This window comes from Streptomyces sp. NPDC092952 (assembly GCF_044754785.1).
Taxonomy (GTDB): Bacteria; Actinomycetota; Actinomycetes; order Streptomycetales; family Streptomycetaceae; genus Streptomyces.
Genome location: NZ_JBIVPT010000004.1, coordinates 41,529 through 59,411, shown reverse-complemented (window position 1 = coordinate 59,411; position 17,883 = coordinate 41,529). Strand labels below are relative to the sequence as shown.

The window sequence follows — 17,883 nt, the reverse complement described above, 5'->3', positions numbered from 1 at the left end:
CCGGTACGGCCGGGGCGCCCCCGTCGTTCCAGGAGATGTGGCGGGAGCTGGCGCCGATCGGCCGGAACCGGGACAGCGGCGGCTACCGCCGCTACGCCTGGACCGGCGCCGACGCCGACTGCCGGGCCTGGTTCCGCGCCCAGGCCGGGACGCGCGGGCTCGCCTACGAGGTGGACCGGAACGGCAACCAGTGGGCCTGGCTCGGCGACCCCCTCGCCCGGGACGCCGTCGTCACCGGATCGCACCTCGACTCCGTACCGGACGGCGGCGCCTTCGACGGCCCGCTCGGCGTGGTCTCCTCCTTCGCCGCGCTCGACGAACTCCGCCGCAGGGGAGCGGAGTTCACCCGGCCGCTGGCCATCGCCAACTTCGGCGACGAGGAGGGGGCCCGTTTCGGCCTCGCCTGCGTCGGCTCCCGGCTCGCCGCCGGACAGCTGACCGTGGAAGCGGCCCACCGGCTCCGCGACGGCGACGGCACCACCCTCCCGCAGGCCATGGAGGCCGCCGGGTACGACCCCGGGACCATCGGCCCGGACCCCGAACGGCTCGCCCGCATCGGCGCCTTCGTCGAACTCCACGTGGAGCAGGGGCGCGCCCTCGACCTCACCGGCGACCCGGTCGGCATCGCCTCCGCGATCTGGCCGCACGGCCGCTGGCGGTTCGACTTCCGGGGCGAGGCCAACCACGCGGGCACCACCCGCCTCGCCGACCGGCGCGACCCGATGCTCACGTACGCCGAGACCGTGCTCGCCGCCCGCCGCGAGGCGGAGCTCACCGGGGCCCTCGCCACCTTCGGCAAGGTCGCCGTGGAGCCCAACGGCGTCAACGCCATCCCGTCCCTCGTGCGCGGCTGGCTCGACTCCCGCGCCGCCGACCAGGACGCGCTGGACGCCGTCGTCACCGGCATCGAACGCGCCGCCCGGGACCACGCCGAGCGGGCCGGCATCGACCTCGACGTCGTACGCGAGTCCTTCACGCTCGTCGTCGAGTTCGAGCACGCCCTGCGCGACGAGATCGGCCGCGTCCTCAAGGGGCGCGGCGTCGGCACGGACGGCCGTCCGGTCCCCGTCCTGGGCACCGGTGCCGGGCACGACGCGGGTATTTTGTCCGCATCGGTCCCCACCGCCATGCTGTTCGTGCGGAACCCCACCGGGATCTCGCACTCGCCCGCCGAACACGCCACCGAGGACGACTGCGCCGCAGGGGTCGCCGCACTCGCCGACGTACTGGAAGGTCTCGCGTGCAGCTGACAACGCAACCGGCGCGGACCCGGACCGCCCCCGTCACGTACTGGCTCTCCCACGCCTGGCTCGGCACCCACGTCGAGCCGGGCGTCGCCCTGGACGTCTCCGACGGGCTGATCACGGGCGTCCGCACCGGCGTCGCCACCCCGCCGCCCGGCGCCACCGCGCTGCACGGCCTCACCCTCCCCGGGCTGGCCAACACCCACTCGCACGCCTTCCACCGCGCCCTGCGCTCCACCGTCCAGGTCGGCTCCGGCACCTTCTGGACCTGGCGCGAGACCATGTACCAGGTCGCCTCCCGGCTCACCCCCGACTCCTACTACGACCTGGCCCGCGCCGTGTACGCGGAGATGGCGCTGGCGGGCATCACCGCCGTCGGCGAGTTCCACTACCTGCACCACGCGCCCGGCGGCACCCCCTACGACAACCCCAACGCCATGGGTGAGGCGCTGATCGCGGCGGCCGCCGAGGCGGGCATCCGGATCACCCTGCTGGACACCGCCTACCTCTCGGCGGGCTTCGGCGACCGCCCCACCCGGTACCGCGAACCCGACGAGCACCAGCTCCGCTTCTCCGACACCACCGCCGAGGCCTGGGCCGAACGCGCCGCCCTCCTCAAGGGCGGCGACCACGCCCTGATCGGCGCGGCCGTCCACTCCGTACGCGCGGTGCCCGCCGGGCAGCTCGCGACCGTGGCCGCCTGGGCCGAGGAACGGCAGGCCCCCCTCCACGTCCACCTCTCCGAGCAGACCGCCGAGAACGAGGCCTGCCTCGCCGCCCACGGCCGCACCCCCGCCCGGCTCCTCGCCGACCACGGCGTACTCGGCCCGCGCACCACCGGCATCCACAACACCCACCTCACCGCCGAGGACATCGCGCTCATCGGCTCCACCCGGACGGGCACCTGCATGTGCCCCACCACCGAACGCGACCTCGCCGACGGGATCGGCCCCGCCGTCGCCCTCCAGCGGGCCGGGTCGCCGCTCTCCCTCGGCAGCGACAGCCACGCCGTGATCGACCTCTTCGAGGAGGCGCGCGCGATGGAGCTGGACGAACGGCTGCGCACCCGGGCCCGCGGCCACTGGACGGCCGCCGCCCTGCTGCGCGCCGCGACCGCCGACGGCCACGCCGCGCTCGGCCGCCCCGAGGCGGGCGCCATCGAACCCGGGGCCCCCGCCGACCTGGCGACCGTCGCCCTGGACTCGGTCAGAACCGCGGGGCCGGTACCCCGGCTCGCCGCCGAGGCGGCCGTATTCGCCGCCTCCGCCGCCGATGTACGGCACACGGTCGTGGCAGGCCGTCACCTCGTCCGCGACGGGCACCACACGCTCGTCGAGGACGTACCCGCGGCCCTGGCCTCGGCCATCGCCGCACTCCACCGCTGACGCCGGACCCCCGCGAGGAGAACAGCCCCCCGATGACGACGACCGCCATCACCCACATCACCACCCTGATCACCAACGACCCCTCCCGCGGCGCGGACTCCCCCCTGGGACCGATCAGGGACGCGGCCGTCGTCATCGAGGGCGACCGGGTCGTCTGGACCGGTGAATCCAGCAAAGCACCCGCCACCGACAACGCCGTCGACGCGGGCGGCCGGGCCATGATCCCCGGCTTCGTCGACTCCCACTCCCACCTGGTGTTCGCGGGCGACCGCACCGAGGAGTTCAACGCCCGGATGTCCGGCCGCCCCTACAGCGCGGGCGGCATCCGGACCACCGTCGCCGCCACCCGCGCCGCCACCGACGAGGAACTCGAAGCCAACCTCACCCACCACCTCGCCGAGGCGCTGCGCCAGGGCACCACCACCTTCGAGACCAAGTCCGGCTACGGACTCACCGTCGAGGACGAGGCCCGCGCCCTGCGCATCGCCGCCCGCCACACCGAGGAGGTCACCTACCTCGGCGCCCACGTCGTCCCCCAGGACCACGCCGACGACCCGGCCGGCTACGTCGACCTGGTCACCGGGAAGATGCTCGACGCCTGCGCCCCGTACGCCCGTTGGGTGGACGTCTTCTGCGAGCGGGGCGCCTTCGACGGCGACCAGGCCCGCGCGGTCCTCACCGCGGGCATGGCGAAGGGCCTGCACCCCCGGGTCCACGCCAACCAGCTCGGCCACGGTCCCGGCGTCCAGCTCGCCGTGGAGCTCGGCGCCGCCTCCGCCGACCACTGCACCCATCTCACCGACGCCGACGTCGACGCCCTGGCCCAGGGCAGCACCGTCGCCACCCTGCTCCCCGGCGCCGAGTTCTCCACCCGCGCCGCCTGGCCGGACGCCCGCCGCCTGCTCGACGCGGGGGCCACCGTCGCCCTCTCCACCGACTGCAACCCGGGCTCGTCGTTCACCTCGTCCGTGCCCTTCTGCATCGCCCTCGCCGTACGGGACATGGGCATGACCCCGGACGAGGCCCTCTGGTCCGCCACCGCGGGCGGCGCCGCGGCCCTGCGCCGCACGGACATCGGCCGCATCGCCCCCGGTGCCCGCGCCGACCTGGTGCTCCTGGACGCGCCCAGCCACGTCCACCTGGCCTACCGGCCGGGCGTCCCGCTGGTCCACGCGGTCTGGCGGAGCGGCGCACGCGTCGTCTGACCCGGACGGCGGCACGCGAACGCGCCGCCCGGCAGGGTGCCGGGCGGCGCGGTCACGTCACAGCGGGCCGAGCACGGCCGGCGCGGTCGCCGGGCCGTCCCCTCCGGTCAGGACCAGGGAATCCACCCCGGCGCCATCCAGGTCGCCGCCGCGGCCCCGCAGAGCAGGCACAGTGCCTTGTCCGCCCAACGGGGCGCACCGAGTTCCGCCGCCGCGTCCGCCGCTTCGACCGTGACCAGCAGGCCGCTGAGCAGGACGAGCGCACCGTCGCCCCAGGTGATCTCCGGACGGCCGATGGCCGCCCAGCCGGCCGCGATACCGACCAGGCACAGGCCGGTGCAGAGCACGCGGGGGTCGGGCCGGGAGCGGAGTCCGTTCCGCGACCGGTGGACGAGGATGAGCGCGATCTGCCCCAGCAGCGCCGTCAGAGCGAACATCGTGCACGACTCCTAGAACTTGCAGGCATTCTGGATGGCGGAGATGCCGAGGAGCGCTGCGATGGCCTTGCGGTGCGCCGACGTCGTCCTCCGGCGCTTGGTGTGGGTGCGGATCAGGTTCGCCGTCTTCTTGATGCCGATCGCAGCGGGATGCAAAGCCGCACAAGGAAGGCGATGTTTACATATATTTATCTGACTTGTCCAAAATTGATGCTCAACTCTGCGTTTCCTTGCTCGATGTCGGTTTTGACGGACAACGTCACGGCAGTGAAGGTGAGCTGACAAGGCGTCCGGTTCTTCCGGGCATGCGGAAGGGCCCGCCCCGGCGTCGGCCGTGGGGCGGGCCCTTCCGTAAGTGCGGCGTGCCGCACGCCCGTTCACTCCTCCAGGGTCAGTCCCTTGCGGAGCCGGACCAGCGTGCGGGAGAGCAGCCGGGAGACATGCATCTGCGAGATGCCCAGCTCCTCGCCGATCTCCGACTGTGTCATGTTGGCGACGAACCGGAGGGAGAGGATGCGGCGTTCGCGCTGCGGCAGACACGCGATCATCGGCTTCAGGGACTCGACGTACTCGATGCCTTCGAGCCCGTGGTCCTCGTAACCGATCCGGTCCGCCAGCGTGCCCTCGTGGTCGTCCTCCTCTGGCTTGGCGTCCAGTGAGCTCGCGGTGTACGCGTTGCTCGCGGCCATGCCCTCGACCACTTCGTCGTGCGTGATGCCGAGGCGGTCGGCGAGCTCGCCCACGGTGGGTGAGCGGTCCAGTCGCTGGGCGAGCTCGTCGCCCGCCTTGGCCAGGTCGAGCCGGAGTTCCTGGAGCCGGCGCGGAACGCGCACGGACCAACTGGTGTCGCGGAAGAAGCGCTTGATCTCGCCGACGATGGTCGGCATCGCGAAGGTGGGGAATTCCACCCCGCGACTGAGTTCGAACCGGTCGATCGCCTTGATCAGGCCGATCGTGCCGACCTGGACGATGTCCTCCATCGGTTCGCTGCGGGAACGGAACCGGGAGGCGGCGAACCTGACCAGGGCCAGGTTCAGTTCGACGAGCGTGTTGCGGACGTACGCGTACTCGTGGGTGCCCTCTTCGAGGGATTCCAGCCGGGCGAAGAGCGTTTTGGACAACGCCCTCGCGTCCAGCGGATCGACCTCGTCGAACGGCGGGATCTCGGGAAGTCCTTCGAGGCCGGCGTCGGCGGCGGAAGGGTCCGCGGCGAGGACGTCCGTGGCGGGGGAGTCCGCCGGGGCCGGTTCCTGAGGACATGCTGACGTCGCGATGTGGGGGCGCGTTCCGTCGAGCCGGGGTGACATGGGTCTCCTCCATCGTTCTCGGCATATGGCTGCCGATGCCCATACGTGTGCCTGCGGTGAAGCGGCGCCTCCGAAGCCGGTCGTGTCGGGTGGGTGTTCTCTACCCTTACCCGTTCCGGACAGGCAGTTACAAGCGCCAATTGAGACGTTATGCCCGGTTTGTTGGTGTCGTCCGGTATCGCATGGCACACAGATCACGCGTGGACCGCGTAATCTTTCAAGAACGTCAGAGGCAGCACATCCACGTCCGTGCACGTAGTGGCGCGGGCGGTGACGAACGGCGAAGAGGGGCGGCATGGACCGCGGGACGGTCGGCAGTGCGAATCGGGGTCGACTTCAGGTCGGGGTCCGGACCGAAGGGCGCAGTGAGGTCGTGACGCCCGTGGGTGAGCTGGACCACCACACGGCCGACCTGCTGCGCGAGCCCTTGGAGCGTGCGGTCGAGCAGGGCCGGGCGCGCCTGGTGGTGGACTGCTCGGGGCTCGAATTCTGCGACTCCACCGGGCTCAACGTGCTGCTCGGCGCCCGCCTGAAGGCGGAGGCGGCCGGTGGCGGGGTCCATCTGGCCGGGATGCTGCCGGTGGTGGCGCGGGTCTTCGAGATCACCGGCGCCGAGGCGGTCTTCACCGTCCACGACTCCCTGGAATCGGCCCTGGAGACGTGACCGGGGCGCGCGACCGGCGTACGGGGGCCGGGGCGCGCGCCCGCACCCGCGGAGCGGCCCCGGGCGCACCTGGTGTTGCCCGCGTCACGCGATCCGCGCGGACGAAGTGGGTGTTGTCACGATTCGGCCGGGCAGAAGACATCCGGCAGGGCCATGGACGACCCGAACGCTCCGTATCCGCAACCGTGTCCGTATCCGTACTCGCATTCGTAACCACATGTGTGATCGCAACTGGAACCGTCGCAGACCGTCGGGCGGCTCTGGCGGCGACAAGGTGAATCGGTGAGGTGAAGCGCTGATGAGCACCACCCGGCAGCATCCGCCGGGCGACCTCGGCCGCGAGCCGCAGGGCGCCGACTCCGGCGCGGACGGGGGCGCCGCCGCAGCCGCGCCCGGTCCGGACGGGCGGCAGTGGCACGCCCTGGCGTTGCGCGGTGTCCCCGGGGTCGTACCGGCCGCCCGGGACTTCGCCCGCCAGGCGCTGCACGAATGGGGCTGGCTCCCCGCCTCCGGCGCCGACGCCCGCGCCGCCGCCGAGGACGTCCTGCTGGTCGTCTCCGAGCTGGTCACCAACGCCTGCCTGCACGCCGAGGGCCCGGACGAGATCCGGATCGCCCGCACGGCGAAGGTGCTGCGGGTGGAGGTCGTCGACGGGGGCGCCGGTCAGCCCGCGCCCCGTACGCCGCACCGCGCCGGCCGCCCCGGCGGCCACGGCATGTTCATCGTGCAGCGGCTCTGCCTCGACTGGGGCGTGCTGCGGGTGCCCGGCAGGCCCGGCAAGACCGTGTGGGCGGAGCTGGCCGCGCCCGCGTAGGACGCCCGCCCAGGGCCTTTCACCACACTTCGAGGAGCGCGCCGGATCGGCGCGCTCTTTGTCTTCCCTCCACAAGGTGCCGGGCGTACCTTGAGCGCCCGATCTGATATGTCGTCAGGAAATCGCGTCGGTGGCAACCGGCGTGCGACGACCTCCGGCACGAGGGGAACTCAGGTGTCCTACCAGAAGCGAACAGCTCTCGCGCTGGCGTCCGCGCTGGCGGGCACGGTGGTGCTGATGGCCGCGCCCGCCGCCCACGCCACGGTCGTGGACGTCGACTACAAGTGCAAGACCCCGATCGGCGACAAGCAGGCCGTGTCGCCCATCGACATCAAGGCGGTGAAGAGCGGCGGGGGCTACCGGCTCACGATGTCCTTCCAGAAGGGCGTCTCCTCCAGCCCGATCGAACTGGGCAAGGGCGCCATGAACCCCAGCGCGGTCATCAAGGTGGGCGGCGCCGACACGGGCCAGGTCCAGGTCTCCGGCCCGGCGAACTCCGCCGCGATACCCGCCAACACCCCCATCAAGATCAGCGACCTGTCCGGTACGTACACCCCGAAGAAGAGCGGCAAGGTCGACTTCACCGCCGGCGTGCTCACCATCAAGGCGATCGGTACGACGACGACCTGCACCCCGGCCAACAACCCCGGCCCCGCGCTCCAGTTGGACGTCACGGCCTCCGGCGGCGCGCCGCAGAGCACCTCGGGCGACGGCGGGGGGCAGCTCCCCAAGACCGGCCCGCTCGACTCGGCGGTGGCCCTCGGCACGCTGGGCGGCACGGTACTGCTGGCCGGTGCGGCCGGGGTGCTCTGGCTGACCCGGCGCGGCCAGGGCGCCGAGGCCCGCTGAGGCACGGCCCCGCCCCGATCCGCCGGACACGTCCAGGGAGCCGCCCATGCCGTCGCCGCCAGGCCACGCCGCCCGACTCGCCCTCGCCGTGGCGCTGTGCGCCCTCGCGCTCGTCCTCGCCCCGGCCACCGGGGCGTCGGCCGCCGACGCGTGGACGGCACGGCCCGGGGTGCCCGGCTCCGGCGCGGGCGGCCGGCCGTACGTCTATCTGGAGGGCCCGCCCGGGGCCGTGCTCCACGACCGGCTCTCGGTCACCAACCCGGGCCGGTCCCCGGTCACCGTACGGCTGAGCGGTTCGGGGCTCGGGGGGCGGCTGCGGACGGCCGCCGCCGAGGTGACCGTCCCGGCCCGCACCCGGGCCGACGTGCCGTTCACCGTGACGGTGCCGACGACGGCTCCGCCCGGCGACCACCCGGGCGCGATCACGGTGCGCGGCGGCGGCCGCTCGGCGGACGTACGGGTCCGGCTGCGGGTCGCCGGGCCGACGCTGGCCGCGCTCACCGTGGAGGACGTCGCCGTGTCCGGACGGCTCATCCACTACACGCTGGTCAACCGGGGCAACGCGGTCCTCGCCCCGAGGCTCGCCGTCCGCGCCGACGGAGTGTTCGGGCCGCTGCTGCGGCGTCCGGCCCGGGACCTTCCGGTACGGGTACGGCCCGGCGGGCGGGTCCGGCTCACCGAGCCGTGGCGGGAGCGCCCCGCGTTCGACTCGGCGACCGTACGGCTGGCGGTCGACGCGGCGGGCGGGGCGCACGACGAGGCGACGGTACGCGCGGTCTCCGTCCCGTGGGCACCACTGACCGCCGGCGCGCTGCTCGTCCTGACCGGCGCGGGCGCGGGCGCGCACGCCCTGCGCCGAAGGCGGGCGCGCGGCCGGCGACCGGGTGACGGAGAACGGCGGCGGCCGGACGGCGGGGAACCGCTGCCGGGCGGCGTGGAACTGCGGCCGGACGGCCGGGAGCACTCCAGGAGCAGGCACGTGGCGAAGGCGGGAGCGGAATCGTGACTGGACAGGCCGGACCGGCAGCACCCCGCGGCGGCGGCCACCGCCGGGCCGCGGCCCCGTGCCCCGCGCTGCTCATGGCCCTGCTGACCGTACTGCTGGCCGCCCTGCCCGTACTCCCGGTGGCGGGGGTCATGAGCACGGCGAGCGCCGCCGACGCGACCCCCGCCGTCTCCCTCTCCACTCAGCAGGCGGGCAAGGGCGGCACGATCACCGTGAAGGGCGGCGGCTGGCGCCCCAAGGCCCTGCTCATCATGCTGATCTGCGGCCGGTCCACGACCGAGCGGGGCGTGATCGGCGGCACCAACTCCTGCGCCAACGCCGAGGGCCAGGCCGTCACCACCGACGGCCGGGGCGCCTTCCGGAAGAAGCTCCCGGTGGCCGAACCGCCGGTGCCCTGCCCCTGCGTGGTGCACGTCGCGACCGTCACCGGCGCGTCCGCCGCCGCCGACGCCGCGTTCGTCGTCGCCGGGCACCCGATCGCCCCGCTGCCGAAGGAGGGCACCGGCGGCCGGCTGGCGGTGCTCGCCACGCCCCGGCTGGCGGGTGACAGCGGAGTCCTCACCTGGTTCGGCGCCCCGCCGGCCCGGCGGCTGGTCCTCACCGTGGGCAACCTGGGCTCCTCGCCCGTCGAGGACCCGGTCTTCGAGATCGGGACCGCGCACGGCGTCTTCGCCCCGCAGTGGGAGGAACGGCAGTGGCGCGGCTCCATCCGGCCCGGCGGCAAGGCCCGCGTCGAACTCCCGGTCGAGCTGACGGCGGGGGCCCACGGCGACTACCAGGTGTCGTTGCGGTACGGCGGGAAGGTGCTGGCCGAGCAGCCCTGGGGGGTCGGACGGCCCTGGGGCGTCACGCTCTTCTGGGTGCTGCTGTGCCTGGTGGTGCCGGCCGCCGTCTTCCGGATCGGCATGGCGGTCGTCGACAAGGTACGGCCCCGCTCCGCACGCCCCACGAGGCGCGCCCCGAAGCCAGCTCCGAAGCGAGGCGCCCCCGACGGACCTACCGGACCCACCGGACCTACCGGACCTACCGGACCCACCGGACCCGACGGGCCCACCGGCTCCCCGGTCACGACCACGGCCACGCTGCCGTGGTTCACACCCGATTCCGCACCGTCAGAGAACAGACCGACGACGAAGGGACATTCGTGAGGACGCAACGGACGCAACGCAGGACCGTCGCGGCCGGGGTCGCGATGATGCTCGGCGGCGCGGGCATCCTGCTGGTCGCGAGTCCGGCCCAGGCCGCCGACGTCTCGTACGCCACGGAGTGCATTCCGCCGCCCATCTCGGGGCTGCCGCCCGTGGAGGGCACCACCCAGGTGCAACTGACCGCGCCCGCCGAGGCGAAGGTCGGCGACACCGTCGAGGTGGTCTGGAAGACGGTCCAGGGCGCTTCCAAGAACCCCGGCATGATCGACCTGGGGGAGAACACGGTCAAACCGACCGGCACCGTGAAGGTCGGCGGCGCCGCGACCGGCACCCTGCAGATGGAGGGGGAGCGGCAGAACCCGCCGATCCCGAAGAACAGCGACATGGTGCTGTCCGACATGAAGGGCACGCTCAAGCTGGAGAAGGCCGGCGAAATCACGCTGACGCCGGACGCGTACAACATCAACGTCTCCAAGCCGATCTCCACCGACACCAAGTGCACCCCGAAGGAGGCCGTCCAGCCGGGCGCGACCATCAAGGTCACCGAGGGCGGCGGCTCCACGGCCGGCGGTACGACGACCGGCTCCACCACGGCGGGCGGCACGACCTCCGGCTCCACCGCATCCGGCGGAACGACGGCCTCGGGAGGCACCACGTCCGGAAGCACCGCCTCGGGAGGCACCACCTCCGGGGGCAGTGATTCCGGTGGTTCCACCTCCGGCGGCGGCGGTGGTCAGACCGACTTCCCGGGCAAGGAGGTCGCGGTCCACTTCGCCTGCACCTCCCCGGGACCGGCCGACATCGGCTCCAAGGTGACGATCAACGCGAAGAAGAGCGGCGGGAGCTACGCCCTCACGGTCAAGACGGCCAAGGGCGTGATGGACAGCCCGGCCGACCTGCCCGCCGGTGCGCTCAAGCCGTCCATGGACGTCGCCCTCGGCGGCGCCGACAAGGGCTCGGTGAAGGTCACCGGACCCGCCAACGCCGAACCGCTGAAGCTGGGCAAGCCGGTCGACCTGGCCGACATGACCGGTACGTACAAGCCCGGCGCGTCCGGCAAGTCCACCCTGAGCCCCGGCACCCTCACGATCGACGTGAACCTGGGCGGCCAGAAGCTCAGCATCCCGTGCAAGGTGAAGGGCTCGGCGCCCACGTCGCTGACGCTCGACACCGCGGCCCAGGAGGGCGGCGCCACCGGCTCCGCCACCACGGGCTCCGCCGGCGCGGCCGGTTCCGCGGCGGGCGGCACGGCCTCCGGCGGCGGACTGGCGGCCACCGGGGCCGAGGACACCGGCACCCTGCGCGCCCTCGGCCTGGTCGCGGGCACCGCGATCCTGCTCGGCGGCGCGGTCTTCACCTTCACCCCGTGGCGCAGGCTGCGCGCCACCCGGTGACGGCCCGGCTCCCGTAGCCGCGGGGGCCAGGTGCTCCGGAAACACCGCGGGGCCCGTCGCACCGTCTGAACCGGGACGGTGCGGCGGGCCCCGCGTACGCGAGGGGCGCGGGTCAGCGCACGTCGCCCATGAGGGCGCTGACCTTCCTGCGGTACATCCAGATCGCGAACGCGGCGACCACCGCGAGCCCCGCCTCGAAGGCCACGATCCCGGTCTTGTCCAGGTTCACCCCGGCCAGCGAGAGCAGGCTGGTGGTGCAGTCGCCCGCGGTGACCGCGAGGAACCAGACGCCCATCATCTGGCTGCCGTACTTCGCCGGGGCCATCTTCGTAGTGACCGACAGGCCGACCGGGGAGAGGCAGAGCTCACCGACGGTCTGCAGGAAGTAGATCGACACCAGCCACATCGGGCTGACCTTCTCGCCGTCCGAGGCCATCGTCAGCGGCAGCATGAAGACGAAGAAGGAGACACCGACCAGGAAGAGGCCCGAGCCGAACTTGACGACCGTGCTCGGCTCCTTGCCGCGCCGGTTCAGCGCCAGCCATATCCAGGCGACGACCGGGGCCAGCGCCATGATGAAGACCGGGTTGATCGTCTGGTACCAGGAGGTCGGGAAGTTCATCCCCAGCAGGCTGTTGGTGGTGGAGGACTCGCCGAACAGCGACAGCGTGGAGCCGCCCTGGTCGTAGATCATCCAGAACACGGCGGCCGCGACGAAGAACCAGATGTAGCCGGACATCTTCGACTGCTCGGTCTTCGACAGGTCGCGGTCGCGCTTGATCCGCGCCAGCACCATGACCGGGATCACCAGACCGGCGACGGTGATCGGGACCAGCGCCCAGTTCAGCGTGTAGAGGTCGGCGGCGACGACCGCACCGTAGAAGACGACCGCGACGGCCAGCCAGATCAGGCCCTTGCGCAGGGTGGAGCGGCGCTCCTGCTCCGACAGCGGCTTCGGTACGACGCTGCTGCGCGGGCTGAGGTGACGGGTGCCGATCAGGAACTGGGCCAGACCCAGCGCCATGCCGACCGCGGCGATGGCGAAGCCGAGGTGCCAGTTCACCTTCTCGCCGATGGTGCCGATGATCAGCGGCGCGGCGAAGGCACCGAGGTTGATGCCCATGTAGAAGACGGTGAAGCCGCCGTCGCGGCGCGGGTCGTCCGGGCCCTTGTAGAGGTGGCCGACCATCGTCGAGATGTTGGCCTTCAGCAGCCCCGAGCCGAGCGCGACCAGCGCCAGACCGGCGAAGAACGTGCCGGTACCGGGCAGCGCGAGCGTCAGGTGCCCCAGCATGATGATCGACGCCGAGACGGTGACCGTCCTGCGCGGCCCCCAGACCCGGTCGCCGAACCAGCCGCCGGGCATGGCGAGCAGGTACACCATCGCCATGTAGATGGAGTAGATCGAGGTGGCTGTGGCCGCGTTCATGTGCAGGCCGGATCCGGAGACCAGGTACAGCGGAAGCAGGGCCCTCATGCCGTAGAAGCTGAAGCGCTCCCACATCTCGGTCATGAAGAGAGTGGCCAGGCCGCGGGGGTGGCCGAAGAAGGTCTTCTCGGCACCGGAGGTACTGGCCGGGTCCTTCGTCAGGCTGGACGCCATGGTCGATCCTTGTGTGCTCGGGACGCGGCGCTGGTGAGCGTGGTGCGCCCGGTGGGGGGAGGCCGGCACCGGCGCGTGCCGGTCCCGCCCCTCACGCCCGGGAGGGGAAGCCGTCCCACCCGCTCCGGCACCGTGGGGGAGCCGGAACGGAAGGGACGAGGACCGACCGCGCCGGGATCCACGCCCGGCACGCTTCCTCGCGTTCCGGGCCCGGCCACAGGTCATTCACTGAAGTCGCGACTGGCGGGTACCAGCCGGTCAACAAAAGAGACCCTCGGCGCTAAAAGCTGCCCAAGGGTCCTTGAGTCGTGCAACAGGCGTCAAGCAACCATACGGCACGACAGAGCCCGATATGAAAGGACTTGAGAGATGGATCACAGGTGGAGGGGGAACCGTACTCGCACATTCGAAGGTGTCGACCCATCTGGTGAGTAGACCCGCAGGGCTTCCGGATCACCTCCCGGCAGGGACCCCGCGCGGACTACCATCAGTCCATGACCCGTGTACTGCTCGCCGAGGACGACGCATCCATCTCGGAGCCACTGGCCCGCGCCCTCCGCCGGGAGGGATACGAGGTCGAGGTCCGCGAGGACGGACCGACCGCGCTCGACGCCGGCCTCCAGGGCGGAATCGACCTGGTCGTGCTCGACCTGGGGCTCCCCGGGATGGACGGACTGGAAGTGGCCCGCAGGCTCCGGGCCGAGGGACACGCCGTACCGATCCTGGTACTGACCGCCCGGGCCGACGAGGTCGACACCGTCGTCGGTCTCGACGCCGGCGCCGACGACTACGTCACCAAGCCCTTCCGCCTCGCCGAACTGCTCGCCCGCGTCCGGGCCCTGCTCCGGCGCGGTGCCGCCGAGCCCGCGCCGCAGCCCGCCACGCACGGCGTCCGGATCGACGTCGAGTCGCACCGCGCCTGGATGGGCGAGGAGGAACTCCAGCTCACCGCCAAGGAGTTCGACCTGCTGCGGGTCCTGGTCCGCGACGCCGGCCGGGTCGTCACCCGCGACCAGCTCATGCGCGAGGTCTGGGACACCACCTGGTGGTCGTCGACCAAGACCCTCGACATGCACATCTCCTGGCTCCGCAAGAAGCTCGGCGACGACGCCGCCAACCCCCGCTACATCGCGACCGTGCGCGGTGTCGGCTTCCGCTTCGAGAAGAGCTGACGCCCGACGCCCCAGGGGCGAACACCGAGGACGGAAACGTCGAGGACGGAAGCACCCAGCACCCATGCGCCGCAGACTGATCAACTCCACGCTCGCCGTGGTGCTCGTGGTGATCGGCGTCTTCGGCGTCTCCCTCGTCATCGTCGAGACCCGCACCATCAGCAACAGTGCCCAGGAGAGCGTCGACTCCGAGGCACTGCGGCTGATCAGCGTCGTCGAGAGCCGGATCCTGGAGGACGAGAAGGTCACCTCGGCACTCCTCTCCCAGCAGATCGACCACAAGCGCTACGCCCTGGTCAAGATCCCCGGCCGGGCTCCCATCGAGCTCGGCGAGCAGCCGTCCGGCAATGTGATCAGCAGCACGGCCGTGGGGGAGCGCGGCGAGAAGGTCACCGTCGAGGAGTCCAGCTCGGCGGTCACCCGTGAGGTCGGCCGCACACTGCTGATCATCGGTGCGGTGGCGCTCCTGGCCATCGTGTCCGCCGTGCTCCTGGCCGTACGCCAGGCCAACCGGCTCACCTCGCCGCTGACCGACCTGGCCGAGACCGCCGAGCGGCTCGGCTCGGGCGACCCCCGCCCGCGCCACAAGCGGTACGGGGTACCGGAGCTGGACCGGGTCGCCGACGTCCTGGACTCCTCCGCCGAACGGATCGCCCGGATGCTGACCGCCGAGCGCCGCCTCGCCGCCGACGCCTCGCACCAGCTCCGCACCCCGCTCACCGCGCTCTCCATGCGGATCGAGGAGATCTCGGTCACCGACGACCCGGAGACGGTCAAGGAAGAGGCGAACATCGCCCTCACCCAGGTCGAGCGCCTCACCGACGTCGTCGAGCGGCTGCTCACCAACGCCCGCGACCCCCGTACCGGCTCCGCCGTCGTCTTCGACCTCGACGAGGTCGTCAAGCAGCAGATCGAGGAGTGGCGCCCCGCCTACCGCAGCGCGGGCCGCGCCATCGTCCGCTCCGGCAAGCAGGGGCTCCAGGCCGTCGGCACCCCGGGCGCCGTCGCCCAGGTGCTGGCCGCCCTGATCGAGAACTCCCTCATGCACGGCGGCGGCACGGTCGCCCTGCGCACCCGGGTCACCGGCAACCAGGCGGTCATCGAGGTCACCGACGAGGGCCCCGGCGTCCCCGCCGACCTGGGCGCCCGCATCTTCGAGCGGACGATCAGCGGCCGCAACTCCACCGGAATCGGCCTCGCCGTGGCCCGGGACCTGGCCGAGGCGGACGGCGGCCGCCTCGAACTGCTCCAGCCGAAGCCCGCGGTCTTCGCCCTCTTCCTCAGCCGGACCGCCCTGAACCGGCAGGAGCCGGAGCGCCCGGTGCGCTGAGCCCCCGTACCTACCGGCGCGCGGCGGGCGCCGCCGCGGACTCCTCGGCGGGCACCTCCACGGCGGCCGCGGCGGGCAGGGCCTTGAAGACCCACGTCCGGTAGGACCAGAAACGGAACAGGGTCGCTATGCCGATCCCGAGGACCTTGAAGACATTGCTCTGGACCGGGGTGTCCCACCCGAAGCCGTACGTCGCCACGTACAGCACACCGGTCTCGATGACCGCTCCCACCGCGCTGAACAGCAGGAACAGCGTCAGCTCCCGGGTCCGGCCGCTCTTGTCGCGGTCCCGGTACGTCCAGTAGCGGAAGCCGATGTAGTTGCCGAGGATCGCGACGAAGGTGGCCAGCAGACCGGCCCGCACCGTGGGGATCGGGGTGTAGCGCCAGAGCAGGTTGGACACCACGATGTTGACCACCAGGCCGACCCCTCCGACCACGCCGAACTTGGCGACCTCCCGGGCCAGTAGCTCCAGCCGCGCCCGCAGTCCGCCCCGCTCGCCCATGGTGATCGCTCAGCCCGTCCGTCGTGTGCCTGCCGTGTACATGCGTCGACTCCGTCAACCCGGTCATGCTAGAGCCTGTCCGGAAGGGGGACGGAGGGTGTCGTCCGGAGCCCGTGGAGGCGGCGGATACCCTGGAGGAGTGACGTTCCCGGTAGTCGGCATGGTCGGTGGCGGTCAGCTCGCCCGTATGACCCACGAGGCGGGCATCCCCCTCGGCATCAAGTTCAAGCTCCTCAGTGACACCCCCCAGGACTCGGCGGCCCAGGTGGTGAGCGAAGTCGTCGTGGGCGACTATCGCGACCTGGACACGCTGCGCGCCTTCGCGCGCGGCTGCGACGTGATCACCTTCGATCACGAGCACGTGCCCACCGAGCACCTGCGGGCCCTGGAGGCGGACGGCATCCCCGTGCGCCCCGGCCCCGACGCGCTGGTGCACGCCCAGGACAAGGGGGTGATGCGCGCGAAGCTCACCGAGATCGGCGCGCCCTGCCCCCGCCACCGCATCGTGGAGGACCCGGCCGACGTGGCCGCCTTCGCCGAGGAGGCCGGCGGCTTCCCCGTGATCCTCAAGACGGTCCGCGGCGGCTACGACGGCAAGGGCGTCTGGGTGGTCCGCTCCGAGGCCGACGCGGCCGAGCCCTTCCGGGCCGGCGTCGCGGTCCTCGCGGAGGAGAAGGTCGACTTCGTACGGGAGCTGGCGGCCAACATCGTCCGCTCGCCGCACGGCCAGGCCGTCGCCTACCCGGTCGTCGAGTCCATCCAGGTCGACGGCGTCTGCGACACGGTCATCGCCCCCGCACCCGATCTGGACGAGACCCTGGCCGGCGAGGCCCAGCAGCTGGCCCTGCGGATCGCCGCCGAGCTGGGTGTCGTCGGTCACCTCGCGGTGGAGCTCTTCGAGACCCGCGGACCCGACGGGAAGCCCGGCATCCTCGTCAACGAGCTGGCCATGCGCCCGCACAACTCCGGCCACTGGACGCAGGACGGCGCGGTCACCTCGCAGTTCGCCAACCACGTCCGCGCCGTGCTCGACCTGCCGCTGGGCGACCCCCGCCCGCGTGCCCCCTGGACGGTCATGTGCAACGTCCTCGGCGGCGACTACCCGGACATGTACCAGGGCTACCTGCACTGCATGGCCCGCGACCCGCGGCTCAAGATCCACATGTACGGAAAGGACGTGAAGCCCGGCCGCAAGGTCGGACACGTCAACACCTACGGCGACGAGCTGGCGGACGTGCGCGAGCGCGCCCGCCACGCGGCCGACTACCTGCGAGGAACGATCACCGAATGACCTCCCCCGCGCCGCTCGTCGGCATCGTCATGGGCTCGGACTCCGACTGGCCCGTCATGGAGGCGGCGGCCAAGGCCCTCGACGAGTTCGAGATCCGCTACGAGGTCGACGTCGTCTCCGCCCACCGCATGCCGCACGAGATGATCGCGTACGGCGAGCACGCGGCGGACCGCGGCCTCAAGGCGATCATCGCGGGCGCGGGCGGCGCCGCCCACCTGCCGGGCATGCTCGCCTCCGTCACCCCGCTGCCGGTCATCGGTGTGCCGGTCCCGCTGAAGTACCTGGACGGCATGGACAGCCTGCTCTCCATCGTGCAGATGCCCGCCGGGGTGCCGGTCGCGACCGTCTCGGTCGGCGGCGCGCGCAACGCCGGCCTGCTCGCCGCCCGCATCCTCGCCGCCCACGACGGCGAGCTGCTGGCCCGGATGCGGGAGTTCCAGCAGGAGCTGAACGACCAGGCGACGGAGAAGGGCAAGCGCCTGCGCAACAAGGTCAAGGGCGCCGACGCCTTCGGCTTCGGCAAGTAGAC

18 protein-coding genes are annotated in these 17,883 nt (G+C 72.3%); 13 read left to right on the top strand and 5 right to left on the bottom strand.

Features of this window, described 5'->3' with window-relative positions; genetic code table 11:
- The first annotated feature begins 35 nt into the window (after nt 1-35).
- From ACIQGQ_RS11280 to hutI, 3 genes are read left to right on the top strand one after another with little or no spacing between them, the layout of a single operon-like run.
- Entirely contained in the window at nt 36-1,250 is a 1,215-nt protein-coding gene (locus ACIQGQ_RS11280) for an allantoate amidohydrolase (protein ID WP_402394787.1), read from the top strand.
- The gene (locus ACIQGQ_RS11275; RefSeq protein WP_402393574.1) at nt 1,241-2,629 is read left to right on the top strand and encodes a formimidoylglutamate deiminase; all 1,389 of its coding nucleotides are present in this window, start codon (nt 1,241-1,243) and stop codon (nt 2,627-2,629) included. Before ACIQGQ_RS11280 ends, ACIQGQ_RS11275 begins: the two co-directional genes overlap by 10 nt.
- A gap of 32 nt (nt 2,630-2,661) precedes the next feature.
- Nucleotides 2,662-3,834, top strand: a complete 1,173-nt coding sequence (gene hutI, locus ACIQGQ_RS11270) for an imidazolonepropionase (protein ID WP_402393571.1) — start codon at nt 2,662-2,664, stop codon at nt 3,832-3,834.
- 107 nt (nt 3,835-3,941) lie between these two features.
- Here the strand turns inward: hutI and ACIQGQ_RS11265 are convergent, their stop codons facing one another.
- The 3 genes from ACIQGQ_RS11265 to ACIQGQ_RS11255 all read right to left on the bottom strand — a co-directional run bounded on the left by ACIQGQ_RS11265 (nt 3,942) and on the right by ACIQGQ_RS11255 (nt 5,578).
- Nucleotides 3,942-4,271 (bottom strand): hypothetical protein, encoded by a 330-nt coding sequence (locus ACIQGQ_RS11265; protein WP_402393568.1) that lies wholly within the window; start codon nt 4,269-4,271, stop codon nt 3,942-3,944.
- Between the two features lie 12 nt (nt 4,272-4,283).
- Complete coding sequence (locus ACIQGQ_RS11260) at nt 4,284-4,427, bottom strand: hypothetical protein (RefSeq protein ID WP_402393566.1); 144 nt, start codon at nt 4,425-4,427, stop codon at nt 4,284-4,286.
- Nucleotides 4,428-4,648: 221 nt separating this feature from the next.
- Nucleotides 4,649-5,578 carry an RNA polymerase sigma factor SigF gene (locus ACIQGQ_RS11255; protein ID WP_402393564.1) on the bottom strand — a complete coding sequence of 310 codons (930 nt, stop codon included), beginning with the start codon at nt 5,576-5,578 and terminating at the stop codon, nt 4,649-4,651.
- Between the two features lie 295 nt (nt 5,579-5,873).
- On the opposite strand from ACIQGQ_RS11255, the gene ACIQGQ_RS11250 reads away from it, so the two are divergent.
- The 6 genes from ACIQGQ_RS11250 (at nt 5,874) to ACIQGQ_RS11225 (ending at nt 11,453) form a co-directional block, all read left to right on the top strand.
- Nucleotides 5,874-6,242 (top strand): STAS domain-containing protein, encoded by a 369-nt coding sequence (locus ACIQGQ_RS11250; protein WP_366299298.1) that lies wholly within the window; start codon nt 5,874-5,876, stop codon nt 6,240-6,242.
- Nucleotides 6,243-6,540: 298 nt separating this feature from the next.
- Nucleotides 6,541-7,056, top strand: coding sequence for an ATP-binding protein (locus tag ACIQGQ_RS11245; protein WP_402393562.1), 516 nt, complete (start codon nt 6,541-6,543; stop codon nt 7,054-7,056).
- A gap of 174 nt (nt 7,057-7,230) precedes the next feature.
- Nucleotides 7,231-7,905 (top strand): peptidase, encoded by a 675-nt coding sequence (locus ACIQGQ_RS11240; RefSeq protein ID WP_402393559.1) that lies wholly within the window; start codon nt 7,231-7,233, stop codon nt 7,903-7,905.
- Nucleotides 7,906-7,951: 46 nt separating this feature from the next.
- Complete coding sequence (locus ACIQGQ_RS11235; protein ID WP_402393557.1) at nt 7,952-8,911, top strand: hypothetical protein; 960 nt, start codon at nt 7,952-7,954, stop codon at nt 8,909-8,911.
- Nucleotides 8,908-10,059, top strand: a complete 1,152-nt coding sequence (locus tag ACIQGQ_RS11230; RefSeq protein WP_402393555.1) for a hypothetical protein — start codon at nt 8,908-8,910, stop codon at nt 10,057-10,059. Before ACIQGQ_RS11235 ends, ACIQGQ_RS11230 begins: the two co-directional genes overlap by 4 nt.
- Before the next feature lie 47 nt (nt 10,060-10,106).
- The gene (locus ACIQGQ_RS11225; protein WP_402394785.1) at nt 10,107-11,453 is read left to right on the top strand and encodes a hypothetical protein; all 1,347 of its coding nucleotides are present in this window, start codon (nt 10,107-10,109) and stop codon (nt 11,451-11,453) included.
- 112 nt (nt 11,454-11,565) lie between these two features.
- Here the strand turns inward: ACIQGQ_RS11225 and ACIQGQ_RS11220 are convergent, their stop codons facing one another.
- Nucleotides 11,566-13,056 carry a peptide MFS transporter gene (locus ACIQGQ_RS11220; RefSeq protein ID WP_402393553.1) on the bottom strand — a complete coding sequence of 497 codons (1,491 nt, stop codon included), beginning with the start codon at nt 13,054-13,056 and terminating at the stop codon, nt 11,566-11,568.
- 494 nt (nt 13,057-13,550) lie between these two features.
- Between ACIQGQ_RS11220 and ACIQGQ_RS11215 the strand changes: the two genes are divergently transcribed.
- Nucleotides 13,551-14,228, top strand: a complete 678-nt coding sequence (locus ACIQGQ_RS11215; RefSeq protein WP_352277000.1) for a response regulator transcription factor — start codon at nt 13,551-13,553, stop codon at nt 14,226-14,228.
- Between the two features lie 64 nt (nt 14,229-14,292).
- Nucleotides 14,293-15,558, top strand: a complete 1,266-nt coding sequence (locus ACIQGQ_RS11210) for an ATP-binding protein (RefSeq protein ID WP_402393550.1) — start codon at nt 14,293-14,295, stop codon at nt 15,556-15,558.
- 10 nt (nt 15,559-15,568) lie between these two features.
- On the opposite strand, the gene ACIQGQ_RS11205 is transcribed toward ACIQGQ_RS11210, so the two are convergent.
- On the bottom strand, nt 15,569-16,063 hold the full coding sequence (locus ACIQGQ_RS11205; RefSeq protein WP_366299290.1) for a GtrA family protein: 495 nt from the start codon (nt 16,061-16,063) through the stop codon (nt 15,569-15,571).
- 139 nt (nt 16,064-16,202) lie between these two features.
- Between ACIQGQ_RS11205 and ACIQGQ_RS11200 the strand changes: the two genes are divergently transcribed.
- Both ACIQGQ_RS11200 and purE read left to right on the top strand, forming a co-directional pair.
- On the top strand, nt 16,203-17,354 hold the full coding sequence (locus ACIQGQ_RS11200; RefSeq protein ID WP_402393546.1) for a 5-(carboxyamino)imidazole ribonucleotide synthase: 1,152 nt from the start codon (nt 16,203-16,205) through the stop codon (nt 17,352-17,354).
- A complete protein-coding gene (purE, locus tag ACIQGQ_RS11195; protein WP_352277006.1) occupies nt 17,351-17,881 on the top strand; it encodes a 5-(carboxyamino)imidazole ribonucleotide mutase in 531 nt (176 codons plus the stop codon). The genes ACIQGQ_RS11200 and purE overlap by 4 nt, the downstream gene beginning before the upstream one ends.
- Nucleotides 17,882-17,883: the final 2 nt, after the last annotated feature.

Coding starts and splice junctions, on each gene's coding strand:
- purE (WP_352277006.1), top strand. CDS start 17,351: ATGACCTCCCCCGCGCCGCTCGTCGGCATCGTCATGGGCTCGGACTCC.
- ACIQGQ_RS11245 (WP_402393562.1), top strand. CDS start 6,541: ATGAGCACCACCCGGCAGCATCCGCCGGGCGACCTCGGCCGCGAGCCG.
- ACIQGQ_RS11215 (WP_352277000.1), top strand. CDS start 13,551: ATGACCCGTGTACTGCTCGCCGAGGACGACGCATCCATCTCGGAGCCA.
- ACIQGQ_RS11255 (WP_402393564.1), bottom strand. CDS start 5,578: ATGTCACCCCGGCTCGACGGAACGCGCCCCCACATCGCGACGTCAGCA.
- hutI (WP_402393571.1), top strand. CDS start 2,662: ATGACGACGACCGCCATCACCCACATCACCACCCTGATCACCAACGAC.
- ACIQGQ_RS11210 (WP_402393550.1), top strand. CDS start 14,293: ATGCGCCGCAGACTGATCAACTCCACGCTCGCCGTGGTGCTCGTGGTG.
- ACIQGQ_RS11205 (WP_366299290.1), bottom strand. CDS start 16,063: ATGGGCGAGCGGGGCGGACTGCGGGCGCGGCTGGAGCTACTGGCCCGG.
- ACIQGQ_RS11280 (WP_402394787.1), top strand. CDS start 36: ATGTGGCGGGAGCTGGCGCCGATCGGCCGGAACCGGGACAGCGGCGGC.
- ACIQGQ_RS11265 (WP_402393568.1), bottom strand. CDS start 4,271: ATGTTCGCTCTGACGGCGCTGCTGGGGCAGATCGCGCTCATCCTCGTC.
- ACIQGQ_RS11235 (WP_402393557.1), top strand. CDS start 7,952: ATGCCGTCGCCGCCAGGCCACGCCGCCCGACTCGCCCTCGCCGTGGCG.
- ACIQGQ_RS11225 (WP_402394785.1), top strand. CDS start 10,107: ATGCTCGGCGGCGCGGGCATCCTGCTGGTCGCGAGTCCGGCCCAGGCC.
- ACIQGQ_RS11220 (WP_402393553.1), bottom strand. CDS start 13,056: ATGGCGTCCAGCCTGACGAAGGACCCGGCCAGTACCTCCGGTGCCGAG.
- ACIQGQ_RS11250 (WP_366299298.1), top strand. CDS start 5,874: ATGGACCGCGGGACGGTCGGCAGTGCGAATCGGGGTCGACTTCAGGTC.